This is a genomic window from Pseudarthrobacter sp. TAF60_1 (genome assembly GCF_052113505.1).
Lineage (GTDB): Bacteria > Actinomycetota > Actinomycetes > Actinomycetales > Micrococcaceae > Arthrobacter.
The window spans coordinates 236,147-260,470 of sequence record NZ_JBFRDI010000004.1; the positions used below are offsets into that span (position 1 = coordinate 236,147).

Annotated in this window: 19 protein-coding genes; 11 read left to right on the forward strand and 8 right to left on the reverse strand. The window is 61.7% G+C overall.

Annotation, left to right across the window (positions count from 1 at the left end):
* Positions 1-375: 375 nt before the first annotated feature.
* From AB4Y73_RS06965 to AB4Y73_RS06980, 4 genes are all read right to left on the reverse strand, one after another.
* Positions 376-558, reverse strand: coding sequence for a hypothetical protein (locus tag AB4Y73_RS06965; RefSeq protein WP_441870231.1), 183 nt, complete (start codon positions 556-558; stop codon positions 376-378).
* 201 nt (positions 559-759) lie between these two features.
* Positions 760-1,401 carry an RraA family protein gene (locus tag AB4Y73_RS06970; RefSeq protein ID WP_441870233.1) on the reverse strand — a complete coding sequence of 214 codons (642 nt, stop codon included), beginning with the start codon at positions 1,399-1,401 and terminating at the stop codon, positions 760-762.
* 30 nt (positions 1,402-1,431) lie between these two features.
* Complete coding sequence (locus AB4Y73_RS06975; RefSeq protein ID WP_441870235.1) at positions 1,432-2,421, reverse strand: hydroxyacid dehydrogenase; 990 nt, start codon at positions 2,419-2,421, stop codon at positions 1,432-1,434.
* 9 nt (positions 2,422-2,430) lie between these two features.
* The gene (locus tag AB4Y73_RS06980) at positions 2,431-3,678 is read right to left on the reverse strand and encodes an MFS transporter (RefSeq protein ID WP_441870237.1); all 1,248 of its coding nucleotides are present in this window, start codon (positions 3,676-3,678) and stop codon (positions 2,431-2,433) included.
* A 215-nt stretch (positions 3,679-3,893) separates the two neighbouring features.
* Here AB4Y73_RS06980 and AB4Y73_RS06985 point away from each other — a divergent pair, with 215 nt between their 5' ends.
* Complete coding sequence (locus AB4Y73_RS06985) at positions 3,894-5,486, forward strand: IclR family transcriptional regulator (protein WP_441870239.1); 1,593 nt, start codon at positions 3,894-3,896, stop codon at positions 5,484-5,486.
* Between the two features lie 86 nt (positions 5,487-5,572).
* Here the strand turns inward: AB4Y73_RS06985 and AB4Y73_RS06990 are convergent, their stop codons facing one another.
* Positions 5,573-6,307 (reverse strand): GntR family transcriptional regulator, encoded by a 735-nt coding sequence (locus AB4Y73_RS06990; protein WP_441870241.1) that lies wholly within the window; start codon positions 6,305-6,307, stop codon positions 5,573-5,575.
* 164 nt (positions 6,308-6,471) lie between these two features.
* Between AB4Y73_RS06990 and AB4Y73_RS06995 the strand changes: the two genes are divergently transcribed.
* Together AB4Y73_RS06995 and AB4Y73_RS07000 are read left to right on the forward strand one after the other, a co-directional pair.
* A complete protein-coding gene (locus AB4Y73_RS06995; protein ID WP_441870243.1) occupies positions 6,472-7,833 on the forward strand; it encodes an MFS transporter in 1,362 nt (453 codons plus the stop codon).
* A 68-nt stretch (positions 7,834-7,901) separates the two neighbouring features.
* On the forward strand, positions 7,902-10,733 hold the full coding sequence (locus AB4Y73_RS07000) for an FAD-binding and (Fe-S)-binding domain-containing protein (protein ID WP_441870245.1): 2,832 nt from the start codon (positions 7,902-7,904) through the stop codon (positions 10,731-10,733).
* Positions 10,734-11,481: 748 nt separating this feature from the next.
* On the opposite strand, the gene AB4Y73_RS07005 is transcribed toward AB4Y73_RS07000, so the two are convergent.
* From AB4Y73_RS07005 to AB4Y73_RS07015, 3 genes are all read right to left on the reverse strand, one after another.
* A complete protein-coding gene (locus AB4Y73_RS07005) occupies positions 11,482-12,912 on the reverse strand; it encodes an aldehyde dehydrogenase family protein (RefSeq protein WP_441870247.1) in 1,431 nt (476 codons plus the stop codon).
* A 105-nt stretch (positions 12,913-13,017) separates the two neighbouring features.
* Positions 13,018-14,508 carry an APC family permease gene (locus AB4Y73_RS07010; protein ID WP_441870249.1) on the reverse strand — a complete coding sequence of 497 codons (1,491 nt, stop codon included), beginning with the start codon at positions 14,506-14,508 and terminating at the stop codon, positions 13,018-13,020.
* Positions 14,509-14,528: 20 nt separating this feature from the next.
* Entirely contained in the window at positions 14,529-15,305 is a 777-nt protein-coding gene (locus tag AB4Y73_RS07015; protein WP_441870251.1) for an SDR family NAD(P)-dependent oxidoreductase, read from the reverse strand.
* Between the two features lie 638 nt (positions 15,306-15,943).
* On the opposite strand from AB4Y73_RS07015, the gene AB4Y73_RS07020 reads away from it, so the two are divergent.
* The 8 genes from AB4Y73_RS07020 to AB4Y73_RS07055 form a co-directional block, all read left to right on the forward strand.
* The gene (locus tag AB4Y73_RS07020; protein ID WP_441870253.1) at positions 15,944-16,600 is read left to right on the forward strand and encodes a TetR/AcrR family transcriptional regulator; all 657 of its coding nucleotides are present in this window, start codon (positions 15,944-15,946) and stop codon (positions 16,598-16,600) included.
* Positions 16,601-16,795: 195 nt separating this feature from the next.
* On the forward strand, positions 16,796-17,683 hold the full coding sequence (locus tag AB4Y73_RS07025) for a cyclase family protein (protein ID WP_441870255.1): 888 nt from the start codon (positions 16,796-16,798) through the stop codon (positions 17,681-17,683).
* Positions 17,684-17,988: 305 nt separating this feature from the next.
* Positions 17,989-18,987, forward strand: a complete 999-nt coding sequence (locus tag AB4Y73_RS07030) for a phosphotransferase enzyme family protein (RefSeq protein WP_441870257.1) — start codon at positions 17,989-17,991, stop codon at positions 18,985-18,987.
* Positions 18,988-19,045: 58 nt separating this feature from the next.
* A complete protein-coding gene (locus AB4Y73_RS07035) occupies positions 19,046-20,350 on the forward strand; it encodes an aspartate aminotransferase family protein (RefSeq protein ID WP_441870259.1) in 1,305 nt (434 codons plus the stop codon).
* Between the two features lie 201 nt (positions 20,351-20,551).
* Positions 20,552-21,523: a cyclase family protein gene (locus tag AB4Y73_RS07040; RefSeq protein WP_441870261.1), complete on the forward strand. Its 972-nt coding sequence runs from the start codon at positions 20,552-20,554 to the stop codon at positions 21,521-21,523.
* A gap of 71 nt (positions 21,524-21,594) precedes the next feature.
* Positions 21,595-22,629: a putative manganese transporter gene (locus AB4Y73_RS07045; protein ID WP_441870263.1), complete on the forward strand. Its 1,035-nt coding sequence runs from the start codon at positions 21,595-21,597 to the stop codon at positions 22,627-22,629.
* A 198-nt stretch (positions 22,630-22,827) separates the two neighbouring features.
* Positions 22,828-23,259 (forward strand): hypothetical protein, encoded by a 432-nt coding sequence (locus tag AB4Y73_RS07050; RefSeq protein WP_441870265.1) that lies wholly within the window; start codon positions 22,828-22,830, stop codon positions 23,257-23,259.
* 433 nt (positions 23,260-23,692) lie between these two features.
* Positions 23,693-24,324 (forward strand): phenylacetate--CoA ligase family protein (locus AB4Y73_RS07055; protein WP_441870267.1); only part of this gene is annotated, 632 nt, incomplete at its 3' end.

Sequence of the window (24,324 nt, forward strand, 5' to 3'; positions counted from 1 at the left end):
GATGTGGCTGCTACTGACGGCGGCAATCCTTCCCGAGGTGAGCGCTACCCTGGCCTGCGTCTGGCCTCTCAGGGAAAACGTCTCTGGTAGGTCGATGTCGGCATCCGGTACCGGCTCGCGTTCACGCTTCTAAGCCTGACCCTGGATTGAGGCCTGAACCTGGGTTGCCTATGGCACGTGGGCTGCGGCAGGCGTCACTTTGACGGCAATCGCGAGCCGGCCGTATCTTCTCCAAGGAACACCTTACCCCGGTCACGATCGCCGGGTTGGGCCTCATCATTTCCGGGCCCTACTCATTGAACTGGGCGCAGCTCACTAGGGACGCGACGCTGCGGACTGGTTGATCGGCCGCCCCGGCCTGCATTGACCGAGGATTTAGCATGCCGTTCGGGATTTTACTGCGGGGGCTTCGAAGATGTGCCTCGCCGTCATGCGGAAGTGCATGTCACCGGTGAGCTCCTGCGGGGTGACCCAGACTTCATGGTCCTGGCATTTCTCGAACATTTGACGGGGATTGGCGCCATCGGCTGCCAGCCAGAGCGCGGATGAGTCAGGCATGACTTCTTCCACGATCCCGGTTCTGATCATCTGACCGTATTGGCGGATTTCCACCCTTGTGTTGAGCAGAAGGTCCCATTGCCCGTGCGTGTGTGCTGACGTGGTGCTTGGCGGCATCTGTTTCTCCTGGGCGGATATAGGGAGAGGCTGCGGCCATGGTGCTGCCGCAGCCTCTCCCTCTAGTGTGGTTTGTCGGTTGGGCTAGTGCGAAGCTGCTTCCTTAATCCGGGATCGGATCTGTCGTTCGACCTCTTCCTGACCGGGCAGCGCCTGAAGGGTTTCGTTGAGTTCGGACTGGGGGATGACGACGATTCCGTCTGCGTCGCCGATGACGACGTCGCCCGGGTTGCAGACGACATTGCCGCATGCGACCGGCTTCCCGACGTAACCCGGGCCGTTCTTGGAAGGCCCGGCGGGAACTACGGCGCGGGCGAACACGGCGAGGCCCATTTCGTTCATTTCTTCGATGTCGCGGACGGCGCCGTCAACGATGACTCCGGTGACGCCATTGCTGAGGCAGATTTCGGCGAGGATGCCGCCGAAGACGGACCGGTTGGTGACGCCGTTGCCGGAGATGACAAGCACGTCGCCGGGTTTGGCTTCGTCGAGTCCGCGGTGGATGGCGAGGTTGTCACCCTCCCAGATCTGGATGGGCAGGGCGGTCCCCGCCAGTCGGGCTCCGGGGGTCAGGCATCGGATGTCGGCGGACATCATGTCCAGGCGTTTGCGCACGTCACCGATCAGCGCCGGGGCGTAGGCGGCCAGGGATCGGACCAGATCCTGAGACGGGCGGGGCCATTCGGGGTAGACGGTGATGTTCTCTGCAGGGGCGTTGATGTACACGTGTGGTTCCTTGGAGTTTGGTGTGCCGGATCAGGCGGGGACTTTGCGCAGGTCGCTGGTGTTGACGGGGAAGGCAGGGGCCGCCCCTGCCAGGACGGCGCGTACTTCTGACCAGGAACGGGTGCCTGCCTCCTGGAATGCTTCCTGGGTCTGGCCTGCGATATGGGGGGTGACGAGCAGGTTGGGTACTTCGTGCAGGGGCACCCTGTTGTGGGAGAGCGGGTCCTTCATGTCGATGCTTTCGGCTTCGAGGACATCCAGGGCCGCGCCCGCTAGAGCGCCGTCGGTCAGGGCCGTGACCAGTGCGGCCTCATCGATCAGGCCACCGCGGGAGGTGTTGATAACCAGTGCGGTGGGTTTCATCAGGGCCAACTCGCGGATGGAGATCATGTGGCGGGTGCCGGGCAGCAATGGGGCGTGCAGGGTGATGATGTCCGCCCCGCCGTACAGGGTGTCCAGTTCAACCAGGTCCGCACCCGCGGCGCCCACTTCGGCTGCCTTAGCGATCGGGTCGGAGGCGAGCACCCGCATCCCGAAGCCCCGGGCAATGGCGGCGACGCGTTTGCCGATGGCTCCGAAGCCCACGATCCCGAGCGTGCGGCCGGAGAGTTCAAACCCGACGAGGTCCCCGCGGCCTTCGGCCCAGGTTCCGGCCAGGACGCGGTTAGCGGCCGGCACGATGTGGCGGGTCAGGGAGAGCAGGAGGGCGAAGACGTGCTCGGCGACGGCGTTGCTGTTCGAGCCCGGGGTGCTGGTCACCCAGATGCCGTTCTCCGATGCCGCCCGGATGTCGACGTTGTCGGTGCCGACCCCGTGCCGGGCGATGATCTTCAGTCGTGGTGAGGCTTCGATCATCTCGCGGGTAAAGGTTTCTGCACGCAGGATGACTGCGTCAACGTTCTCGCTGACGTCGAGGTAGCTGACTTTGTTGAGGCCGTAGCCGACGTGCACGGTCGCATTGTGGCGGACGTCGGCGAGGACGTCCTCGTGGATGACGTCGGAGATGTAGATCTCGGTCACGGTGCGGGCCTAACGGTAGAGGTGGAGGGAAGGGTCGTAGTTCTTCTTGACGGTGAGGCCTACGACGAGGAGGCCGACCAGTCCTGCGCCTACCAGGACAAAGGCAGGAATGAAGGTGTTGCCGCTCAGATCGATGAGCCAGGTCGCGAAGTACGGGCCGGCCCCGCCGCCGATGACGGCTCCGACGCTGTGGCCGAACGCGACGCCGGTGTGGCGGATGCGGGTGGGGTAGAACTCGAGCATGGAGCCGTAGGTTCCGGCCTGGCACAGGGCGTAGGGGATGATGCCCAGGCCGAGTCCGAGCAGCGCCAGGGCGAAGGAGTGCTGGTTCATCAGCGCGAAGGATGGGATGGAGATGATGACGTAGGCGGCGTAGGACCAGAGCAGGACCTTCCGGGTGCCGATCCGGTCACCGAGCTGGCCGGCGAACGGGATGAGAAACGCGGCAAACAGTACTGCCAGCAGGACAATGGTGGCCGCTTCGCTCTTTTTGAAGCCCAGTACTTCGCTGAAGTACACGGCGACGAACACGGTGCCGATGTAGGTCCCGAGGTTCTGGACCAGCGAAATGGTGGTGACCTTGGCAAGGGCCTTCGGGTATTTGCTCAGGACTTCCCGGAAGGGCTTTTCGGAGGTGCTGTCCTTGGTCTTGATGGCCGTGAATTCGGGGCTGTCCTCAACCTTGAGGCGCAGGATCAGGCACAGGATGCCCAAGGGAAGCGCGAGCAGGAAAGGGATCCGCCAACCCCACTCGGTCATGACAGCGGCAGGCATTGCTACGGCGGCGAGGGCGGCCAGGCCGGCAGCGAGACCCTTACCGAGTTGGGCGATGGAGGGGATCATCGAGACGTACAGCGAACGCTGCTTCGGCTCGGCCCACTCGCGGATGTAGGCGGCGGCACCGCCGATCTCACCACCGGTGGAGAAGCCCTGCAGCATCCGCAGCAGCACCAGCAGGATCGGCGCCAGAACACCGATCTGCGCGAAACCGGGGAGCAGGCCGGTCAGTGTCGCGGCCGCGCCCATGCAGGTAATGCTCGCGATCAGGCTGGCCCGCCGGCCCCGGCGGTCGCCCAGCCGGCCGAAGAAGACCGCACCCAGCGGCCGGACCACGAAGGCTGAGCCGAACACCAGCAGGGTGTCCAGCAGTGACATCAACGGGTCTTTGCCCGGGAAGAACACCGTGGCAAGTGTGGCGGCGACGTAGCCGTAAACGCTGAAGTCGTAGTACTCAATGAACGTTCCGAAGGCAGCCACGCCCGTAGCTTTCTTGGCCTTCGCCCGCCTCTCAAGATCGGGCGGCAACGGTTGGGGTAGTCATCAAAGACCTCACTGTCTTATATGTTAGAAAAATGGGACACTGTCTCAATCGGTGATGATTAAAGAATGCCTGTGCTCCACGCCACTGTCAAGGTGGGTCGTCGCCGGACAGGCGCAAAGGGGGTTGGAGGATGCCGTGGGATACTGCAGATATGGAGCAACAGGACCGGTCGGTGCCACGGGACGGCTCAAAAGAGGTCGTGGCCGTCATTGAGGCTGTTATCGGCCGCGCCGGTTACGGCTGGGGCGTCCGCGAGCTGGGCGAGGAACTGGGCGCCAGCAGGAGCACCGTCAACCGGATACTGGGCCGGCTCGTTGAAGATCGGCTGGTGTCCAGGGATGCCGGCGGCGCCTACATCGTCGGACCACGGCTGAAGGTCCTGTCCGCTTCGCTTCAGGAAGGGCATCCTCTCTTTTTTGAGGGTGCGAAAATCCTGGCGCGCTTGAGTCAGGCGTCCGGGGCCACAGCCCTGATGGCCGTCGAAACCGGCAAGCCGGAGCAGTGCTTCGTCCTGGCATCCCTGGAACCTGATGCGCCCGTCAGGTACACACTCCCGCCAGGGACAAACCAGCCCACCCACGCCGGCGCGCTCGGCCTCGCCATCCTCACCCGCCGCGGAACCTCCGGCCTGCCGGAGGAACTGAAGAAGTACACCGAAGCCTCCATCGACAGCAAGGCCCGCATCGAGAATGCCCTGCAAAGCTACGCCACCATCGGCGCCGTCGTCAGCATCGGCCAGCACATTCCCGACGCCGCCGGCATCGGCGTCCCGTTCACCGTCAACGACCGGCTATTCGGCTCCCTGTCACTATCCCGGCCCCGCAACGAATTCAAGGAAACAGACATAGGTCCTAGTGTAGAAATGCTAAGCGGCGCCGCCCGGGAACTCGAATCCCTGCTCACTGGCCGGAACGACCCCTCCTCCACGGGGGCACACCATTTTGAAGCCGAATCCTCCACACTCATCCGTCGGATCGCTGCCCTTATCACCGCCTTCTGCTCGGAGCCGCTGGCCGAGCTGACGCTCCAGGACCTCTCAGCGCTGTGGGGGACACGGTCAGTGGCTACCCGGCGGCTTGCTGAATCCGCCCGCGATGTTGGCCTCATGATCAAGCTCGACAGCGAGACCTGGACGGCGGGTCCAACGCTGCTGCGCTGGTCTGCCTCGCTAGGTTCAGACCATGGTCTTTCAGAGCTCGTGGACGAGGACCTGCGGGCGCTCAGCGAGCAGACCGGCGAGACCACCACCCTGGCCCTCTACGATATGAACACCAAAGTTGTCCATATCGGACGAACGATGGCCGGTGCTCGGAATGTCCGGTACGTCCTCGCGGAAGGCGAGGAGATCCCGTTGAACGCTGGCGCTGCGGGCAAGGCGATCCTCGCTTACTTACCCGAGCACGTCAGCGCACGGATCAGCGATAACGAGCGAGTTTCCGCGCAAGAGTTGGGACTGATTCGATCTCAAGGGTGGGCAGCCAGCGACAGCGAAAGAGTCCCGGACGCCCACGGCATCGCAGCGCCCTTCTTTGTCAACGGCTTCGTTCGAGGGTCAGTAGCAGTCACGGTCCCCAACCACCGGGTAGCCGGAACCCCACCCACGGAACTCACACGCGCCGTAGTCTCCGCAGCACAAAGCCTCACCCTCCTGCTCACAGTCACCAGCCCGAGGCTGCCCGCTACCCAAGACAATCCTGGAGGGCAGGGATTAGAAATCCACGCCGACTTCGCAGCTGCGCAGTAGCGCGTCAATGCTGCCCTCCCGCCGCATCCAGACTTCGTGGTCTTGGCATACTTCGACCATCGCGCGAAGTTGTCCCAAAGCAAGGCTTAGTAAGCCGCGGTGATGCGTTCCCACACTTCGTCACCGTCGAGGTCAAGGCCCAGCTTCTTGACGTTCTGCTGCACGAGGAGCCGTCCGGTATGCGAGAGGTGGGCATGCATAGCGGCCGCTGCCGCCTCTCCGTCGCCACGCGTGATGGCATCGAAGACTGGATCGTGCTCATGTGCAATGTCCACGAGGGTGCGGTCAACGCCTGCTGTTGAGGCGCCAAGTATCCGCGTTGACGCTCGCAGCCGGTTGATTATCTCCCGGATTCTGTGGTTTCCGGAGGCTTGGATGATGAGGTCGTGGAAGCGCTGATCGTGCTGGAAGAACCGCGTCTCGTCGTCCGCGGTCGTGGCGTCAAGCATCTGTGTCATTTCCTGACGGAGCGCCAGGAGGAGTTGTTCTGACGCGTTCAGGGCTGCGCGGCGTGCGGAGGGGACCTCCAGTGCCAGTCGGACGGCGAATATTTCTGCGACGTCTTCCGGACGGGGCTGAACGATCCGAAACCCTTTATTGCGTTCGAACCGAACCAGGCCGGCCTCCTCCAGGCGCAGCATCGCGTCACGGACCGGGGAGCGGGAGATGTCGAAGGTCTCCGCCAGTTGGTATACCGAATACAATTCGCCTGGCTTCATCTCTCCGGACATTACCGCGGCTCGCACTCTGTTCATGACCTTGCCGGTCAGTGAGGTCTCGGGTTCCCCCAAGGGTTCGAACGAAAGATCATGTCGTGCCATGGAATTCACCCTATCCCAGCGGATGAGTCCGCTCTGAAGCTGGCGAGAGTGACGTCGCTTTCTACTTCACCACGCTAAGTCTTCGCGTGTCACATGTAGCATGTTACAGTTGCCTGGATCACAATGAAGTGACCGCTTCGGCGGCCGAATGAAAAAGAGGGAATATGCAGCAAGCTGGCAACCCCGCCCAGCCGGTTCCGTTGGAAACCAGCGATTTGACCGAGGCAGAGAAGAAGCACACGATGAGGAAGGTGACGTGGCGGCTCGTCCCGCTGCTGATCATTGGCTATTTCATCAGCTATATCGACCGGGTGAACATCTCGTTCGCCAAGTTCGGCTTCGAAGATGACTTCAACATGGATGCCGCCACCTACGGTTTGGCCGCTGGCATCTTCTTTCTTGGTTATATCCTCGCTGAGGTACCCAGCAACATCTTTATGGTGCGTTTCGGTGCCCGTAAATGGCTGGCCCGCATCATGATCTCCTGGGGCATTGTGGGTGCCCTGATGGCGGCAGCCTGGAACACGGAGTCCGTAATCGTTTTGCGCTTCCTGCTCGGCGTCGCGGAGGCGGGTTTCTTCCCAGGCATCATCCTGTACCTGACCTACTGGTACCCCAACCGTGAACGCGCCAAAGTGGTGGCCACCGTTATGATGGCCATCCCGCTCGCCGGGTTGGTCGGTGGACCCCTGAACGGCTGGATCCTCGATACCTTCGGCGGTCTCCTCGGACTGGACGCGTGGCGCTGGATCTTCCTCGTGGGAGGTATACCGGCTTTCGTGCTCGGCATCGTCTTCCTCTTCACGCTCTCGGATTCGCCGGCGAAGGCCAAATGGCTGACTGATCGGCAGCGGACGTGGATAGCATCAACGATTGCGGTTGAGGACGCCACCCGCAGCCAGACTGCCCCTAAGGGGCATTGGGCTGCACTCAAAAACAAGAAAGTCCTGGTCCTCGCCGCCGTTTACTTCCTGCTGCAGTGCGGCTCTTACCCGCTCATCTACTGGCTCCCGTCGGTGATCAAGGGTGTCGGACCGGGCTTCGATGCAACGACCATCGGCTGGCTGAGCGCCATCCCCTTCCTGGCCGCGGCGATCTGCATGTACGTCGTGGGAAAGACGGTCTCAACCCGCCGCCCGTCGCCGCCCCTCATCATCGCCTTGGCGATCTCGACACTCGCCTTCGCGGCCACTGCCCTCCTGCTGGGCCCGGCACCAGCTCTCGCTTTCCTCGCTGTCATCGTCGCCACCATGGCGATCCAGACATCGAAACCTCTCTTCTGGAATCTCCCGACGTCCTTCCTGGCCGGCGTCGGAGCCGCCAGCGGCATCGCGCTCATCAATTCCCTTGGCAACGCCGCCGGTTTCTTCAGTCCCTTGGCCTTCGGGTGGATCCAGGACGCGACCGGAAGTTCTGCTGTGTCGATCACGGTCATGGTCGCCACCAACGGCGTCGCCGCACTAATCGTGATCGCACTCATGATCCTCGGGCGCCGGAAAACAGCCGGAACACCGGCCGACAAATAGCCACCCCTGCAACGCATTGGTGACGGCCTGGAGGACCCGGGCCGTCACCGCACCCCTAGGAGAAGACCATGACCCTCGTCGCCCTACGTGAGGACCTCACCACACGCGTGGCCTACGTTTCGGACGCCTCGATCTACCGCCGAGTGCCCGCGGCCGTGGTCGAACCCAGCTCTGTGGAGGAGATCCGCGAGGCCCTGCGCATCGCAACAGAACGCGGCTGGTCCGTTACATGCCGCGGGGGCGGCACCTCGGTAGCAGGAAACGCCATCGGTGATGGACTCATCATCGACACGAGCCGGCACTTCAACCAGATCCTGTCCATCGACCCCGAGGCCCGCACAGCCCGGATCCGGCCTGGCGTCGTCTGCGATACGCTGCGCGACGCGGCCGAACCGTTCGGCCTTACCTACGGGCCCGACCCCTCAACGCACTCGCGCTGCACTGTCGGCGGGATCTTCGCGAACAACGCCTGTGGTTCCCACTCCGTGGCTTGGGGCACAGCGGCAGACAACATCGTCTCGCTCAAGCTCATGCTTGCTGACGGGCGCGAGATCGAAATCGGTGCTGACTACTGCAGCGACCCGGTTATCGAGAACCAGCTCAAACGGCTCCGCGACAAGCATTTGGGCATCCTGCGGACCGAACTGGGACAATTTGCCCGCCAAGTATCCGGATACGGGCTTCACCATCTGCTTCCCGAGAACGGCTTTAACGTGGCCCGGGCCATGGCCGGGACCGAAGGGACCTGCGGGATCATCACGGAGTTGACGGTCCGGCTCGTCGAGCGCCCGCGGGCGACAGCGCTGGCCGTGCTCGGGTTCTCCGATGTCTTCGCCGCGGCAACTGCCGCGCCCCTTCTGCGCCAGCCCGGGGTGTACACGGTCGAGGGCATGGGAGCTGACCTTCTGGCCGCCCTTCGGTCACGGCCCGGCCACGCCACGGCAGGATCCGAACTGCCCGAAGGCGGAGGCTGGCTCTACGTGGAGGTCGGCGGGGAAACCCCCGCCGACGCCAGGGACGCCGCCCGGGCCCTGGTCGACGACCTGGCCCGGGACGGGCGGATTGTCGACTCGGTCGTCGTGACCGAGAACAACCAGGCACGTGCTTTGTGGCGGATCCGCGAAGCCAGCGCCGGCATCGTCACACGGTTGCCCGACGGCGGCGAGGCCTGGCCGGGGTGGGAGGATTCCGCTGTGCCGCCGGAGCACCTGGCGGACTACCTTCGCGACCTGTACAAGATCCTGGACTCACACGGGCTGCGCGGCATACCGTTCGGCCACTTCGGCGAAGGCTGCGTGCACATTCGCATCGACTTCAGCCTTGGGTCAGAAGAAGGCGTCCTCGGCTACCGGAAGTTCGTCGAGGAGGCCGCCACCCTTGTGGCCCGATACGGGGGATCCGTCTCCGGTGAACACGGTGATGGGCGCGCACGTTCAGAACTGCTGCCGTTAATGTATTCAGCGGAAACCCTGTCGGCTTTCGCACAGTTCAAAAACATCTTCGACAACGCGAACTTCTTTAACCCCGGCGTTCTCGTCGACCCGGAACCGCTGGATCAGGGCATCCGCCCCGGCCCCGGAAATCGCACCTTCGAGCTCACCCCCGTGCATGCTTTCAGCCATGATGGGGGATCATTCGCGGGCGCCACGAACCGCTGCGTCGGCGTGGGGCTTTGCCGGTCCGATGTCGGTTCCATGTGCCCCTCCTACCAAGTGACCCGGGACGAGGTCCATTCCACCCGCGGCCGGGCGCGGGCGCTGGGGGAGATGCTGCGCGGGGAATCGGTAACTGACGGCTGGCGATCCAAGGAAACCTTGGAGGCACTGGACTTGTGCCTGTCCTGCAAGGCCTGCTCCACCGAATGCCCCGTCAACGTGGACATGTCCACCTACAAAGCCGAATTCCTGCACCACCACTACAAGGGCCGTATCCGCCCCATGGCCCACTATGCGATGGGATGGCTTCCCCTGACATCGCGCCTGCTGGAGGCTATCCCTGGGGCCGCCCGGTTCGCCAACTGGACCCTCGGGTTCCGCCCGGTGGAAGAACTGGTCAAGCGTCTCGTCGGCATCGAACCCAAGCGCCGCATGATCCACTTCGCACCCCAAACCCTGCGAAAGTGGTTCAAAAAGCGGGAATCCTCGGTGACGCACTCGGTGGACCCGGACCAACCCACCGTGATGCTCTGGCCCGACACATTCAACAACTTCAACTCACCCGGCGTCGGACAGGCCGCCGTCGAGGTACTGGAGGCACTGGGATACCGCGTGGTTCTCCCGGCCGGACAGGTGTGCTGCGGCCTGACATGGCACTCCACCGGGCAGCTGGACATTGCCAAGCGGGTCATCACCCAGACCCTGAATGCGCTGGGGCCTGCCCTGGACGCAAACATGCCGATCATTGGGCTCGAGCCCTCCTGCACCGTCATGCTCACAGACGAGATCACCGAACTGCTCCCGGACGATCCCCGGGCCGCCAAGCTGGCCAGTCAGGTCGTGACGCTGGCGGACATCGTGGCGACCCATCAGGGGCCATGGCCGTTCGGCGAAATCAACATCAAGGCCATCTCTCAAGTGCACTGCCACCAGGAAGCGAAAGGGTCCTACGACCCTGACAAAGCGGTGCTGCAAAAGCTCGGCGTGGACACAGACATCATCGAATCCGGCTGCTGCGGACTCGCAGGCAACTTTGGTTTCGAGCCTGGACACTGGGACGTCTCACAGGCACTAGGTGAACGCGAGCTCTTTCCCAAGGTGCGAGGCAAAGACGGGGGCACAATCGTTCTGGCCGACGGGTTCTCCTGCCGAACCCAGGTGACACAGGGCACCGGAGCCGAAGCCAGTCACCTTGCCGAAGTTCTGAAACTGGCCCTGGACCAGAAAACCATCCCACACGAATAAACCGCCATACCAGAGAAAGACTCCGGAAAAGGGACAGGTCCTGCCCGGAGGCGGCATCGACAGACCACGCATGGCACGGCCGACCCGGCCTGAAGAAGAGGAAAGAAACAACGATGAATACATCGGGATCCAACGACCCCGCGGCAGCACTGCGGTGCTTTCCATACTCAAGGAAGCAAACGGACAAATGACCGAAACGAGCACCATTTCCACCAGGGCAGGTGCAGCCGTACAAGGCGATACTCAAAAAAGCGCCGGGCATGTCATCGTGGACACGCTCGTGGCTCACGGGATCAAGCGTGCACACGTCGTCCCGGGGGAAAGTTTCCTCGACGTCCTGGACGGACTGCACGGCTCCGGGATCGTAGACCAACCATGCTCAGGTGCGAACGCCAGTTTAGGTAAATTCCCAGCGCCCGCGTTCGCCCTTTTAAAAGGACTGCATCCACTGGGATCTAGGACGCAAGGATTTAGAGGGCGGATAATGGGTGGTTGGTTTTACTGCCAAGCCATACCTTGTGTGCCACGATCAAGGACCCTCGTGGAACATCACTGGCAGCGCGGCCGGAGCTCCCGCACGCCCAAACGCGAACAACCCAGCAAGACCTCAGCCTTAGATCACCCATCAGCCCGGCGGTGGATCAAGGCTAAGCGAGCAGCTTTGATTCGGTCCATGTAAATCTGCACGGCGAAGCTGCACACATCGCGGCCCATGCCCGAGCGGGCGGGCCGCGATGTGTGGTGGTTTCTAGTAGCTGATGACCTGGGGCTGGCCGAGGTGTTTGAGGCCTTCGACGCCAAATTCGAGTCCGTAACCTGATTGCTTGGCGCCACCGAAGGGTAGGCGCGGGTCGACGGCTCCGTGCTTGTTGATCCAAACGGTTCCGGCTTGAATCCGTGCAGCGACCTCAAGAGCTTTTTCCTTGTTGGAAGACCATACGGAGGCGCCAAGACCGGCCTCGAGTGCGTTGGCCTTCTCTACCGCCTCGTCGATGGTGGAGTACTTGACGATGGGCAGTGCAGGACCGAATTGTTCCTGCGCGACAAGGGGGTTGTCGTTGTCGATGTCCGCGATGAGGGTCGTGGGGTAGAAGTAGCCCGGTTGTCCCTCTTCCGGGTTACCCCCAAGGACCACGCGGGCGCCTGAGTCCTTTGCTGCCTGGACCAGATTCGCCACGATGTCGAACTGTGCCTTGTTCTGCAGAGGACCGAGCACGTTGTTTTCGTCCAGACCCACCCCCATCGGCATTGACCGGGCCACCTCTGCCAACGCCGCAACGACGTCTTCGTAAATGTCCTCGTGAACGTAGAGGCGCTTGAGGGCAGCGCAGGTCTGGCCGGTGTTGATGAACGCGCCCCAGAAGAGGTCCTGGGCGATGGTCTGCGGGTCTGCGTCCGGGAGTACGATTCCGGCATCGTTGCCACCCAGCTCCAGTGTCACGCGCTTGACAGTGTCGGCCGACGAACGAATGATCGCTTTGCCGGTGGCGGTTGAGCCGGTAAACATGAGCTTGTCGATGTCAGGATGCGACGCCAGGGCCTCACCGACCTCACGGCCGCCGGAAACGACGTGTAGCACGTCTACAGGGAGGGCCGTGTTCAGTACGTGCACCAGCGCCAATACTGACAGCGGTGTGTATTCCGAGGGCTTCATGACCACTGTATTGCCCATGCGAAGTGACGGGGCAAGTTGCCAAACGCTGATCATCATGGGCCAGTTCCAAGGGCCGATCGCTCCTACAACGCCCAGTGGCCGATAATGAAGCTCAGCACGGCCGCTCTCATCGTCGACCAGAATTTCAGGCTCGAGCTGGAATGCGGCGGTGGCACGCAGCCAGGCGGCGCAGGCCCCTACTTCGAAGCGGGCATTCGGGCCATTTAGGGGTTTACCCTGCTCACGGGAAAGCAGTACCGCGAGTGTCTCGGCGTTCGCCTCTACGGCGTCCGCCGCCAGGTTCAGGTAAGTGGAGCGTTCGGTGTGGGTGAGTGCCCCCCACCCCGGCTGGGCCGTGCGTGCTGCAGCGATGGCGGCGTGCAGGTCCGCAGTCGTGTGTTCGGGGGCGCGGCCGACAAGGGCGCCGGTGGCGGGATCTTTGATCTCCCGGCCGCCGTCGACGGGCTGTATTGCAGTCAGTAGATCTTCGAAGGAGATCTGTTCTGTGGTGGTGCTGATATTCATGGTCTTTTCCTTTTATTTAGTCATAGTTGCTTAGTCGGGGCGTGGAGTCGGTACGTTGACCTCAGCGCCTGACGCATATGTGGACCGGCCGCGTTGGGGCGGCGGTTAGGTTGTGGGTAGCGGGATTTCGGGGGATTGGTTTGACCCCGTATTCGCTTCGTCGAAGCGCTCTAGGTCGTCGTTGAGCCCTTCGTACACCTCCGGCCGCCTTCGCCGGAGATACAGGGCCCACACGAGGCCTCCCGTCAGCGCGGCGAGCAGTAGGAGCGGAAGCGCGCCGATAAGCGGAGCGTCGGAGCCGGCCAGAACGGGAAAGTTGATGATGGCCAGAACGACGATTACTGCCAGCCCCAGCAGCCCGAGGCCGGGCGCGATGAGGGTTGAGAAGTATCGTGGGTCGTGGGTTCGCCGGAAGTGGACAACGATAGCCAGAGCAGCGAGAAGCTGGAGCGTGATGATGCCCAGTGTGCCAAAGCCCGTCATGCTGGGCACAAGGGATGTAATGGGGTCCAGCCCGGCGACGGCGAAGATCCCGGCTACAGCGGCCGCGAAGACGAACTGAACGATGGAAGCCCGCTCCGGTACGCCATTGGGGCGTGTGCGGCTCAGGCTCCTGGGAAGCAGGCCGGCCCGGCTGAGGGAGAAGATGTAGCGTGTGGCGGAATTATGCAGGGCCATAAGGGCTGCGAAAAGGCTAACCAGCAGCAGCACCATCATGACGGTCGTAAGCGGAGCCCCGAGATAGGTGTTTGAGAGGGAGAAGACCAGATCTCCGGCCTCCAAATGGCCCAGGGCTGTTTCCTGGGCCTCCGGGACGCCAGTGGCGCTGATGATCGCCCAGGTAGTGAAAGCTGCGAAGGCACCGATGAATCCGATGGCCACGAAGGTCGCGCGGGGGATAGTGCGTTTCGGGTCCCGCGCTTCTTCACTGAAGAGTCCCGTTGCTTCGACGCCAACGAAGGCGTTGCCGGCGAAAAGGAATCCGATGCCAGCCGCGCCCGAGAAGATAATTTCGGGGTTGAAGGCGGCCATGTCGAATCCATGGGTGAAGAGCACCGCGAAGTCGAATATCACGAGGATGAGCACTTCGCAGACCAGTGAGATCCCCAGGACCTTGGCGCTGAAGCCGATTCCTTTGCGGCTGAAGGCGAAGGCGGCGATGACGGAGATGATTGCCCACAGGTACCAGTGCAGGTCGACGCCTGTTAGCTGTGCGATGACCGTTTGGGCGAAAAATCCAATGGTGCCAACGGCCCCGGCGACAAAGAAGTTGTACCCGATCATGGCAACCAGACCGGTGCCCAGGGCGGCGGGCCTGCCCAGGCCACGCAGGACAAATGCGTAGAAACCGCCGGCACTGACGAGTTCGGCGGACATGCGGGCGTATCCGGTGCCGAAAAGCAAGAGAACCACGGTGACTGCGAGGAAGGATGCGACCATGCCGCCGCCGTTGCCGATGGCGATGCCAATGGCGGCGATGACGACAATGCCTGTCAGGGGTGCCACGGCGGCGAGCACAAGGAAGGCCACGCCGAATACCCCAAGGGAGTTCTTCGATAGCGCATCGAGCGGTGTGATGGTGGGAGGGAGGCTCATTGGCCTGCCTTTCGTTTCATTCATGCGGGGAAAGATGAGCGGCCTGTGTAACCGAAATCGGAGAGCAGGTTCACTCCGTTGACGGTTCGTGACCGGGGGGAGGACAGGTATCCGACTGACCAGGCGATGTCCTGTGGATCGTGGACCGGGTATTCGGCGTCGGCGAAGGAGTCGACGCCCATGCCACGCCGGGCCATTGGGGTGTCCACGATGGATGGGCATACGCTGTTGACGCGTATGCCATATGCGTCGAAGAGTTCGACAGCCAGCGCCCGGGTCAACTGAACCAGGGCACCTTTGGATGCGTTGTAGGCGAGCATCCCTGGCACTGCCACAAATCCGGAGTCTGATCCGATGATCACGATGCTGCTTTGCGCGGCCTGTTTCAGGTAGGGGAGCGCCGCCCGAACTGCAAGGAATGTGCCGGTAACGTTGGTGTCAAGGACGCTCCGGAACGAGCCTGCTGTGACGTCCTCACAGGCAGCGCCCATCTCGCCTTCCTCTCCTGCGGCTGCGACCAGTACGTCGATACCGCCGAGGGTTTCAGCAAGTTCGTCAATCGCTTTGCCCAGCATTTCTTCGTTCCGTACGTCCGCAGGGCGGGCGTGGATTCTGTCGGTAGCCGATCGGCGCAGTCCGGATGCGGCGGTGCCCAATCTGGAATTGTCGCGGCCGATAATTCCCACGGCGGCGCCTGAGTCAAGAAAAAAGCTGGCTACTGCGAGTCCGATGCCTGAGGATCCCCCCGTCACAACTACTCGCCGAGGTAGGTCCCGGGAGTGGAATCCATTCGTCATTTTCGCTCCGACGCTGTTCGGTGACCGCCACGCAGTCGGAAATCAAAACATGGGAGTAAGAAGCAGCTTGTGCTGCGCTCCCCGATTCCGGGAACGCTCGCCCGAACGTACATATGTGACTCCTTTGTCGAGGGCTTGAGCCCATTCCTCGCCTTGGCCGGTCAGCATCTGTTAGGGGATGCACGGACGTGGGCAGTAATTTCGATGTGATGAGGTTCACACCGGTGCTACCAAAACAAGAATTACTGATCGACTCGTCCAATGTCAATACGAGTCCGTAAAAAGAAGACACCTTCGTATGGTTTTTTTGGATCTTGGGACTTAGGCGCGTTGTCGCGTGTGAACGGCTTTTCGCCACTACCGGTCAGCGACAGGGAGGGAGTGTGATCTCCGATGCTGATATGAGTCTTTCGGGCTCTTCATCACGCGATTCAGGCTGCGCCTTGGACATGTTGTCTAGGAAATGACGACACCGTATGTTTTGATGATTTAGATGGGTTAGAGACGGCGCGAAGCACCAGCTGCGAGCAGCCCTGGCAGGTCATTGCACCTGTTCGGCCGGTGCAAGGTGCCGTATCGCCCCTGTCATTCAGACCAGAGCGCGGAGTCGATCGTCGTGCCAATCGAGGGGAAAACCAATGGCTGTGCTGGCACGGGAAGATGGACCAAGACTCTCCGTTCGTGAGCGTAATAAGCTGCGGACGCGGCGCGAGCTTCTGGATGCTGCCTTGGAGGTTTTCGCCGAGGTTGGTTACGGTTCGGCTTCGGTGGAGAAGATCGCGGAACGTGCCGGCGCTGCCAAGGCGACCGTGTACAGCTACTTTCCTCAGGGGCGCGAGCAGCTCTACTGCGAGCTGTACGAAGAGATTAACAATGAGCTGATTGAAAAGGCCGCCGAGATCTACGCCGGTGATGGCGACTTTTCCTCCCGTATCGTCGCTGTCACTTCCGCAATAGTTGACGTTGCGCAGCGGCCGATGCTTGGCCGTTTCTATGCTATTGACGATCCAGCTCTTGACCAGGCCTTGCCTCCGGTCAGGGGGCGGGCATCAAGCGTTATTGCTAAGTACATTGCCAAGGACTATGAGGCAGGGACTGCTGGCGGTGCTGCGATACAGGATGCCCGGAAGGTGTTGGCAAAACCAGAGGCGATAGCCAAGCTAATCACGGGTTCCATGACTGCAGCATTGAACGGCATCGCGCGGGGAACCCACAAGAGTGAAGACATCTTGCAGGCCATGCAGGTTCTTGCTGCAGGGCTGATGGCACCATCTGCCCCGCCTCAAAATATGTAGACGATACCGTCCATTAATTTACGGAAGCGTATTGACTCTGGGCGGTCCGGTCGGCAATACTTGCATCAGGACGCACAATGTGAGCGTCGTCACCATTGCCGATAGGGCCTCAAGGTCGAGGCCACCTCCGCCAGGCCCGCCAGCCGGTGGTCATGTTGGCAAGGGGCCATCCTTCCTAAATACAAAGGAGTCGCCATGGACAAGCACGATGGAGCAACCATGGATAAGCGTGCCGGGGCATACGTGGACGGCGGAGCAGTCGCTACTCTGACTGCTGAAGATGCCCGAACCGCAGCAGCGCTCATCAAGACCGGCCGCGTCTACTCGCTTGCAGTGCAGACGAACCCCGAGAGTCCTGCATGGCCAGGACGTTCGTTCCAGGTTCTTACCGATCACATCTGGGTCAATGGCGAGAAGGAGTACGGCTCCAACAAACTCGCCGGCATCGACGACTATATTTCGCTGTGGTGCGGGGTCGCCACCCACCTCGACGGCTTCGGGCACATTTCCATCGATGGCAAGCACTACGGCGACTTCGACACTGACGAGGTCATTAGGTCGCGGGGAGCGGTCAAGCACGGGATAGAAACGGTGCCGCCTGTAGCGACGCGTGGCGTTCTGCTCGATGTCGCCGCTACCCACGGTGTCCAGGCGCTGAAACCTGGCTACGAGATCACCGTCGAGGACATTGATGCCACCCTTCGTCGGCAGAATGTGACCATCGAATCCGGGAACGTGGTCCTGATCAACACCGGAACAATCACAGACATCACCTTCAAAGAGCCGTTCGACGAGGCGGAGCCAGGCATCGGTCCTGCAGCGGCACGTTATCTCGTCGAAGAGCTCGGCGCCGTGACCATCGGGACCGACAACTGGGCGTGTGAGGTTATTCCGGCACCAGATCCCGAAGAGTTCCTGCCTGTGCACGGTTACCTTATCCGGGAACGTGGCATCCACATCATTGAAAACGTCTGGACCCGGGACCTCGCTGCCGACGGCGTGTACGAATTCATGTTCATCATGGCCGCGCCAAAGCTCGTGGGAGCTGTACAAAGTCCCATTCATCCGATCGCTATCTGCTAGGAACAGACCATCGTGGGGCCGGTTCACACCCCCGCTGCCCCACGATGGCCATGGCAGGGGAGTCTCCCGAGCCGTTCCTTCCAAAGGGCGACTCCGCCAAGCCCGTCACGCTCTTCATAGGCGCACGAATGCCCGTATCTGCCAGGTACGGGTATCCGTAACTCTTTTTGGGCTGCCCAATCTGCATCCCGGCACGCCCTGCAGTCTCTTGTGCGTCCGCTCCCCGCGCCTCGTCCGGCACCCCTAAATCCCGGTGCTGCTACGGAACACGGCCCGTCAAATGATGAACCAGAAAGACCTATCCCATGTCCTTCAGCACAGAAGCTTCCGCGGCCGAGGCCGTCCGACTGGCCCTGACCGCCTATGGCCTGGCGGATGGCGACGTCCAACTTGTGAAATACCGGGAGAACTTTGTGTTCCGGGTCCAGCACACGTCTGGCGACTTCGCCGTTCGCCTGCACCGGCCGCACTACAACGATAACCGGGCCATCAGGGCAGAGCTTGAACTTCTCGGCTTACTCGAGAAAGCCGGCTTCAACGTTCCCGGTGTCATTAAGACAACCGGCGGTGACCTGCTGACCACGGTTGATGACAACGGCGTCGAGCACACCGTCAGCGTTCTGACATGGGTGCCCGATGCGGCGCCGATGGGCGACATTGAATCCGCACTTGATGGCACGTCCCCGTTGACGGCCGACAGCTTCCGAAAAGCCGGTGAGCTGGCTGGCGCTTTGCACAACTTCCTCGCCGGGCTCCCGTCAGCGGCAGCCCATCACCGTCCGGACTGGGACTACGAAGGGCTGGTTGGCGAGCACGCCGTCTGGGGGAATCCTTTCGCACTGCACGAGATCGAATCGTCACGGTCAGTGATTGCCGACGCCGTGGCCGAACTCGCAAAACAGCTCAAGACAGTCGGCAAAACGCCCGAAAACTACTCGGTGATCCATGCCGATCTCACCCCGGAGAACATCCTCGTTTCGGGCGACCAGTTGGTCGTGATCGACCTGGACGACTTCGGCACCGGATGGCATGCCTTCGAGATCGCGACACTGTTGTTCTGGTTCCAGCGGCATCCCCAGTACGCAGCGTTCAAGGAGGCAGCGCTCTCCGGTTATGCATCGAAGCGAAGTTCTATCGACGAGGAGCTGCTCGCCGGGATGCTCCTGGCCCGGGGACTGACCTATCTTGGCTGGGCAGCGGACCGACGCGGGGACGAGACGGCAGAGTTCATTGCCAAGAACCTCGTGGAGCAGGTCACTGACAATGCACGCAGCTACCTTGCCGCTACTGCAACCACCCGATGAAGAGCGCCAACACCGCCCAAGTGCCACACCACGATCCAGTTATCAGCGAGGTTTTACCATGACTGCCCTGCGCTCCGCGTCCACCCCTCGAGTATCGGCTGACACAGCTGGCCTCCTGCAACGGCGTTTCGCTGTGCTGGGACCCCATACGCCGATGTTCTACTCAGAGCCGCTCCAAATCGTCTCGGCTTTGGGAGTCCGGGTCACCGGCGCCGACGGCAGAAGCTACCTGGACGCATACAACAACGTGCCCCACGTCGGCCACTGCCATCCTTCAGTCGTCGAAGCTATCAGCAAGCAGCTGGCAACAGTCAATCTGCACAGCCGCTATCTCACAACCGCCCCGATTGAGTACGCCGAGACCTTGCTGTCACATTTTCCGGCCTCTCTGAACCGGATGTTCTTTACCAACAGCGGTTCGGAGGCCAATGACCTCGCTTTGCGCCTGGCGCGCTTCCACACTAAAAGCTCCGGAATTCTGGTCAGCGATTACAGCTACCACGGCAACACCCAGGCCCTCGCCGCGCTGACGACCGCGCTCCCCGTCTCAGAACCGCTGGGAAACCACATCCGCACCTTCACTACCCCAGACACGCGAGACCCCTCTTTCGGTCTGGACGACGCGTTCGCCCAGATCGACAAGGCCATCAATGAGCTCCAGGAATCAGGACACGGGGTGGCAGCTGTTCTGTTCGATCCGCTGTTCTCAACTGAAGGCCTGCCGGACCTGCCTGCCGGATACATTGATGGCCTTTGCACACGGGTTCGAAACGCGGGCGGACTCATCATCTCGGATGAAGTGCAGAGTGGCTTCGGCCGTACCGCCGACCATATGTGGGGTTTTGAATCTGCTGACTTCGCACCCGACATGGTGGTTCTGGGCAAGCCCATGGGCAACGGATTCCCACTCGGAGGCGTGATCGCGCCTGCAGATATCGTCGAACCGTTTAGCGTGGCAAACCTCTACTTCAACACTTTCGCGACGTCACCGGCTGCCGCCGCGGCAGGTAATGCCGTACTGAAGGTCATGCGCGAGGAAGAACTGATGCGCCGCGCCCAGCTCGCGTCGGCACAATTCCGCGCAGGCATGCAACAGCTCGTCGACGCCGATGACCGGCTGATTGGAGTACGGGGAAAAGGCATGTTCCTCGGCATTCAATTTCTCGATCCCACAACAGGAAACCCGGACGGGGAGACTGCACGCGCCGTCGTCGACAGCATGCGCGACAACGGAGTTTTGATCGGTCGGGTCGGACGCCACGGGGACGTCCTCAAGATCCGTCCACCGCTGGCCTTCGGGCCCGAGGACACCCCTGTAGCCCTGGACGCCCTCGAAAAATCCCTGACCCAGGTGCGCCGATAGCCAAGCGCACACGAGAAGAGACAAACCTATGTCGCCCTGAAGGAGGCTCGGGCCCGCAGTCTCCAGGCGGCAAATGCCCTCAATCCCGTGGTACGGGTCGTGGTATACCCGCCGTTTGCCGGCCCGACACTATTCAACCGCCCTCTATCAAACCCAATAAGTAACACCCTTAGGAGTACCAAAATGTGTAACGCGTGCGGTGTGACCAAAGCCCCTGTCTCCCAGGGCAACCCGGACTGTCAGTTTCCGGCGGCGCCAGGATCATTCAACGGCAACGCCCACACCACCGGCCAGTGGTGGCCATCCCGCTACGGCGCCGACGACGTCCTCGGAACCGGTAATGAGCTGACGTCCGAAAGAACACTGGCGGCACTGAGTCTGGTGAACGAGGGACGCATCGTCGAACTTGCCCGCGTCCTGGAGATGGGAGCTCCGACCTTCGGCGAGTCCCGCCTGTTCCATCAAGTCACCCTGGCGCACGGATCCCTTGAACAGACCAGATGGGGCAAAGACGGCAACCGCGTGAACTGGTTCGAAGAACAAGTCACGCAGATTTACCACATCGGCACCCACCTGGACGGGTTCGCGCAGGTGGGCATCGACGGCACCCACTACAACGGGCACCGCTACGGCGACTTCTACACTCCGACCGGCGTGACCAAGTTCGGGATGGAATCTGTCCGTCCCTGGCTCTCCCGCGGCGTTTTCCTGAACATAGCCAAAGTCGTCGGCGTGGACATGCTCGATGAGGGATTTGTCATCACGCCTGAACATCTTGAAGCCGCCTGCGAGGCACAGGACGTCGAAGTGCGCGCCGGCGACGCAGTACTCCTTCACACCGGCTACGGAGCCGCACTATGGATGGTGGACAACCAGAAGTACAACGCCAACTCCCCGGGTATCGGCTGGGACGCAGCCCACTGGCTCGGGGACCGACGCGTTTCACTGATCGGTGCCGACAACTGGGCCATCGAGGTGCTGCCAGGCGAACAGCCGGATGCACCGATGGTCGTACACCAGTACCTGCTCGCTGAAACTGGTACGCATTTGCTGGAGAACGTTAAAACTGAGGCCTTGTTGGACGCCGAACGCAGCGAGTTCCTCTTTATCTGCACTCCCATCAAGACCAAAGGCTCGACGGGATCCATGGTCGCTCCACTGGCTGTCTTCTGATTCCTTAGCCGAACTTCCCACTCATCGGAGTCGCAGCATGATGAACAATCGACGGTACGGCGAGGCTGACTATGGTCATTGAGGTTCTGACTTCGCTGTCCGATGCCTTTATGTCAATTGGCGTCTATGTCATGGTGCTGTCATCCCTGGGGGCATGGGCAAACCGCCGTTATGGCGCAAGAATCACAACCCACTTGGCGGCGCATCCTAGGCTTGGTCCTCTGCTGGGCGCTCTCGTAACGCTCCCGCCTGGATGTCTTGGTGTGTTGGCTGTAGCCCGCCTGTATTCAAGGGACGGGGTCAGCCAGGGAACGTTGTTGGCTGCCTTTCTTGCCACTATGGGCGATTCAGCCTGGGTTCTTTTGGCTGTAGACCCTTTTCTTGCTCTGGTCCTCAAAGCGGCCATGGTCCTGATCGGCACGGTGTCGGGTTACCTTACAGATCGGAATTTCGCCCGGACCTCGGTGCCGCTCCTTGTTGCGGCTGCAACGAAGTTTGCAGGGCTGGCCCGCAGCAAACCCGCGTATGCCTCAGCAGTTGATGCAGACCGCGTCAGTCCGCGCCACACGGTGCTTGCCCTGGCTCCCCGCCCAGAGGCAGCTGTCTCTCTTCAGGGCGCACAAAAACCAGTGCCTCACGACAAGGGTAAGTGGTGGCGCAGGACGTACATGCTCATCGGATATGCAGCCCTTCCGTTGTCATTGCTCGTCACCTTCCAGATCCTCACTCCGGATGATGTGGCGGCCATGGCGGGCGGGGCCGATGTGTATTCGGCCGTAGGAATCACAGGCTTCGTTGCTGCAGGAGTCATGATGTGGCAGCATGCCACACCGCGATCCTGCGGGGAGTGCAGCGGCCCGGGCTCAATAACAACTGTTGGACTGCGGGAGAGTGCCCACGTCACCGTGTGGGCGGGTGCAGCATTCGCAGGGTGGCATGCCCTGTCCTCGACCGAATGGTTCCTGGCTCTCAGTTCGCTACCCATATCAGGGGCCCTGGCGGTCCTCATCGCGGCCATCTTGGGTCTCATACCTGCGTGCGGAGTCGAACTGGCCGTGGCCGGTTTGTTTGTAGCGGGCGGTCTTCCCCTCTTCCCGCCTTGGTGACATACCTCGTCAGCCAGGATGGATCCGGCTTCATCCCCCTGGCGATAGCAATGCCCCGGGCAGCAATTTTCACGACCGTCACCACGAGCGCCGCCGCATTAGCAGTGGGGCTCCTGATGGTCGCTGTAACCGCCGCCTAGAAACAAAACACCTCGTCACACACTCATCACCGGAATCACTACAAGAAAGAGAATGCTCATGACTATGTCCGACACGCAGATCGAACTCCCGGTGTACCGGGAGCTCTTTGAAAAGATGCCCATCATCGGATACGTGGTTGACACGCGATGGCGTCTGGTGGCCGCAACTGATCGGCTTCTCGAGGAGATCCACCGCACTCGGGAGTCAATTGTGGGTCAGGACGTCTTCGCTGTTTTCCCGGACAATCCCGCCGACCCGAACGCGAATGGTTCACAAGTGCTCCGCGCATCGCTGGAACGTGCGGTGGCCACGGGCCGCAGCGAGAAACTCCCGCGGCAGCGTTACGACGCCCCACCCACTGAGGAAGGCGGGAAGTTCGAGGAACGTAACTGGCTGCCGGAGAACGTACCCGTGCACGACGAAGAAGGGAAGGTTGCTTATGTCATTCACACCGTCATAGCAGCAAGCAGTGGCACCGACGGATCGTAGCCACGGCAACTACGTGATTCCCAGTAAAACAGTTAGCCCAGCTTCCGCCCCAAGCGGCCTGCCACACCGGACATGGGATGGCGTCGGGCAACCACGCAACAACCGTGGCCAGGAACGGGAGCGGCAACTTGGCTCGTACGTCATTCATGCGGATGAGGTCTCTTGGGGCCAAGAGGTAGCCGTTACGGCCCCGCATGGCCTGTCCTTTCGTGCCCAGGTCGAAGTTGTGTCGGATGACGGTCTCATCCTCTGGGTTCAAGCCTCACCGACGTTGCCGCGAACCCTGTTCGCAAGAAATCCTGACAGCACTACCTGGACCAGCCGATAGGGCGATCCGGGGTGGTGCTGCGCACCGGTGTATCAACAGTGGACACCATGTCGACCTGGATTCTCTAAATGATGCAATAGATCAATTACCAAGGATAGAAAAACCATGACCGTGCACGCTCCCGAGACGCCCGCTACAGCCATGCCCGCCCGGACGGATGCCGGACTGGACCGCGAGGAAACCATGTCCCGTGATGAACTGGAAGCCCTCCAGCTCACCCGGCTGCAGCACACCGTCGCCTACGCCTACGACCGCGTGCCCCTGTACAAGCGCAAGTTCGACGCCGCCGGCATCCACCCCAGCGACCTGCGCGAACTCAGCGACCTGGGCAACTTCCCGTTCACCACCAAGGACGACCTGCGCACCGAATACCCGTTCGGCATGTTCGCGGTCCCGCAGAGCGAAGTAGCCCGCGTGCACGCCAGTTCCGGCACCACGGGCCGGCCAACCGTCGTCGGCTACACCAAGCAGGACCTCGCAGACTGGGCCAAACTGGTGGCCCGCAGCTTCCGCGCCTCCGGCATCCGCCCCGGCATGAAGGTACACAACGCCTACGGCTACGGCCTGTTCACCGGCGGGCTGGGTGCGCACGCCGGCGCCGAGGCGCTGGGCTGCACGGTCATCCCCATCTCCGGCGGGCAGACCGAACGCCAGATCCAGCTCATCCAGGACTTCAAGCCGGACGCCATCCTGGCCACGCCCACCTATCTCCTGACCATCGCCGACGCCATGGCGCA

What these genes read in the sequence shown, in the direction of transcription:
- AB4Y73_RS06965 (WP_441870231.1), bottom strand. Translation starts at nt 558, where the DNA reads ATGCCTGACTCATCCGCGCTCTGGCTGGCAGCCGATGGCGCCAATCCC.
- AB4Y73_RS06985 (WP_441870239.1), top strand. Translation starts at nt 3,894, where the DNA reads ATGGAGCAACAGGACCGGTCGGTGCCACGGGACGGCTCAAAAGAGGTC.
- AB4Y73_RS06990 (WP_441870241.1), bottom strand. Translation starts at nt 6,307, where the DNA reads ATGGCACGACATGATCTTTCGTTCGAACCCTTGGGGGAACCCGAGACC.
- AB4Y73_RS06995 (WP_441870243.1), top strand. Translation starts at nt 6,472, where the DNA reads ATGCAGCAAGCTGGCAACCCCGCCCAGCCGGTTCCGTTGGAAACCAGC.
- AB4Y73_RS07000 (WP_441870245.1), top strand. Translation starts at nt 7,902, where the DNA reads ATGACCCTCGTCGCCCTACGTGAGGACCTCACCACACGCGTGGCCTAC.
- AB4Y73_RS07005 (WP_441870247.1), bottom strand. Translation starts at nt 12,912, where the DNA reads ATGAATATCAGCACCACCACAGAACAGATCTCCTTCGAAGATCTACTG.
- AB4Y73_RS07010 (WP_441870249.1), bottom strand. Translation starts at nt 14,508, where the DNA reads ATGAGCCTCCCTCCCACCATCACACCGCTCGATGCGCTATCGAAGAAC.
- AB4Y73_RS07015 (WP_441870251.1), bottom strand. Translation starts at nt 15,305, where the DNA reads ATGACGAATGGATTCCACTCCCGGGACCTACCTCGGCGAGTAGTTGTG.
- AB4Y73_RS07020 (WP_441870253.1), top strand. Translation starts at nt 15,944, where the DNA reads ATGGCTGTGCTGGCACGGGAAGATGGACCAAGACTCTCCGTTCGTGAG.
- AB4Y73_RS07025 (WP_441870255.1), top strand. Translation starts at nt 16,796, where the DNA reads ATGGACAAGCACGATGGAGCAACCATGGATAAGCGTGCCGGGGCATAC.
- AB4Y73_RS07030 (WP_441870257.1), top strand. Translation starts at nt 17,989, where the DNA reads ATGTCCTTCAGCACAGAAGCTTCCGCGGCCGAGGCCGTCCGACTGGCC.
- AB4Y73_RS07035 (WP_441870259.1), top strand. Translation starts at nt 19,046, where the DNA reads ATGACTGCCCTGCGCTCCGCGTCCACCCCTCGAGTATCGGCTGACACA.
- AB4Y73_RS07045 (WP_441870263.1), top strand. Translation starts at nt 21,595, where the DNA reads ATGGTCATTGAGGTTCTGACTTCGCTGTCCGATGCCTTTATGTCAATT.
- AB4Y73_RS07050 (WP_441870265.1), top strand. Translation starts at nt 22,828, where the DNA reads ATGACTATGTCCGACACGCAGATCGAACTCCCGGTGTACCGGGAGCTC.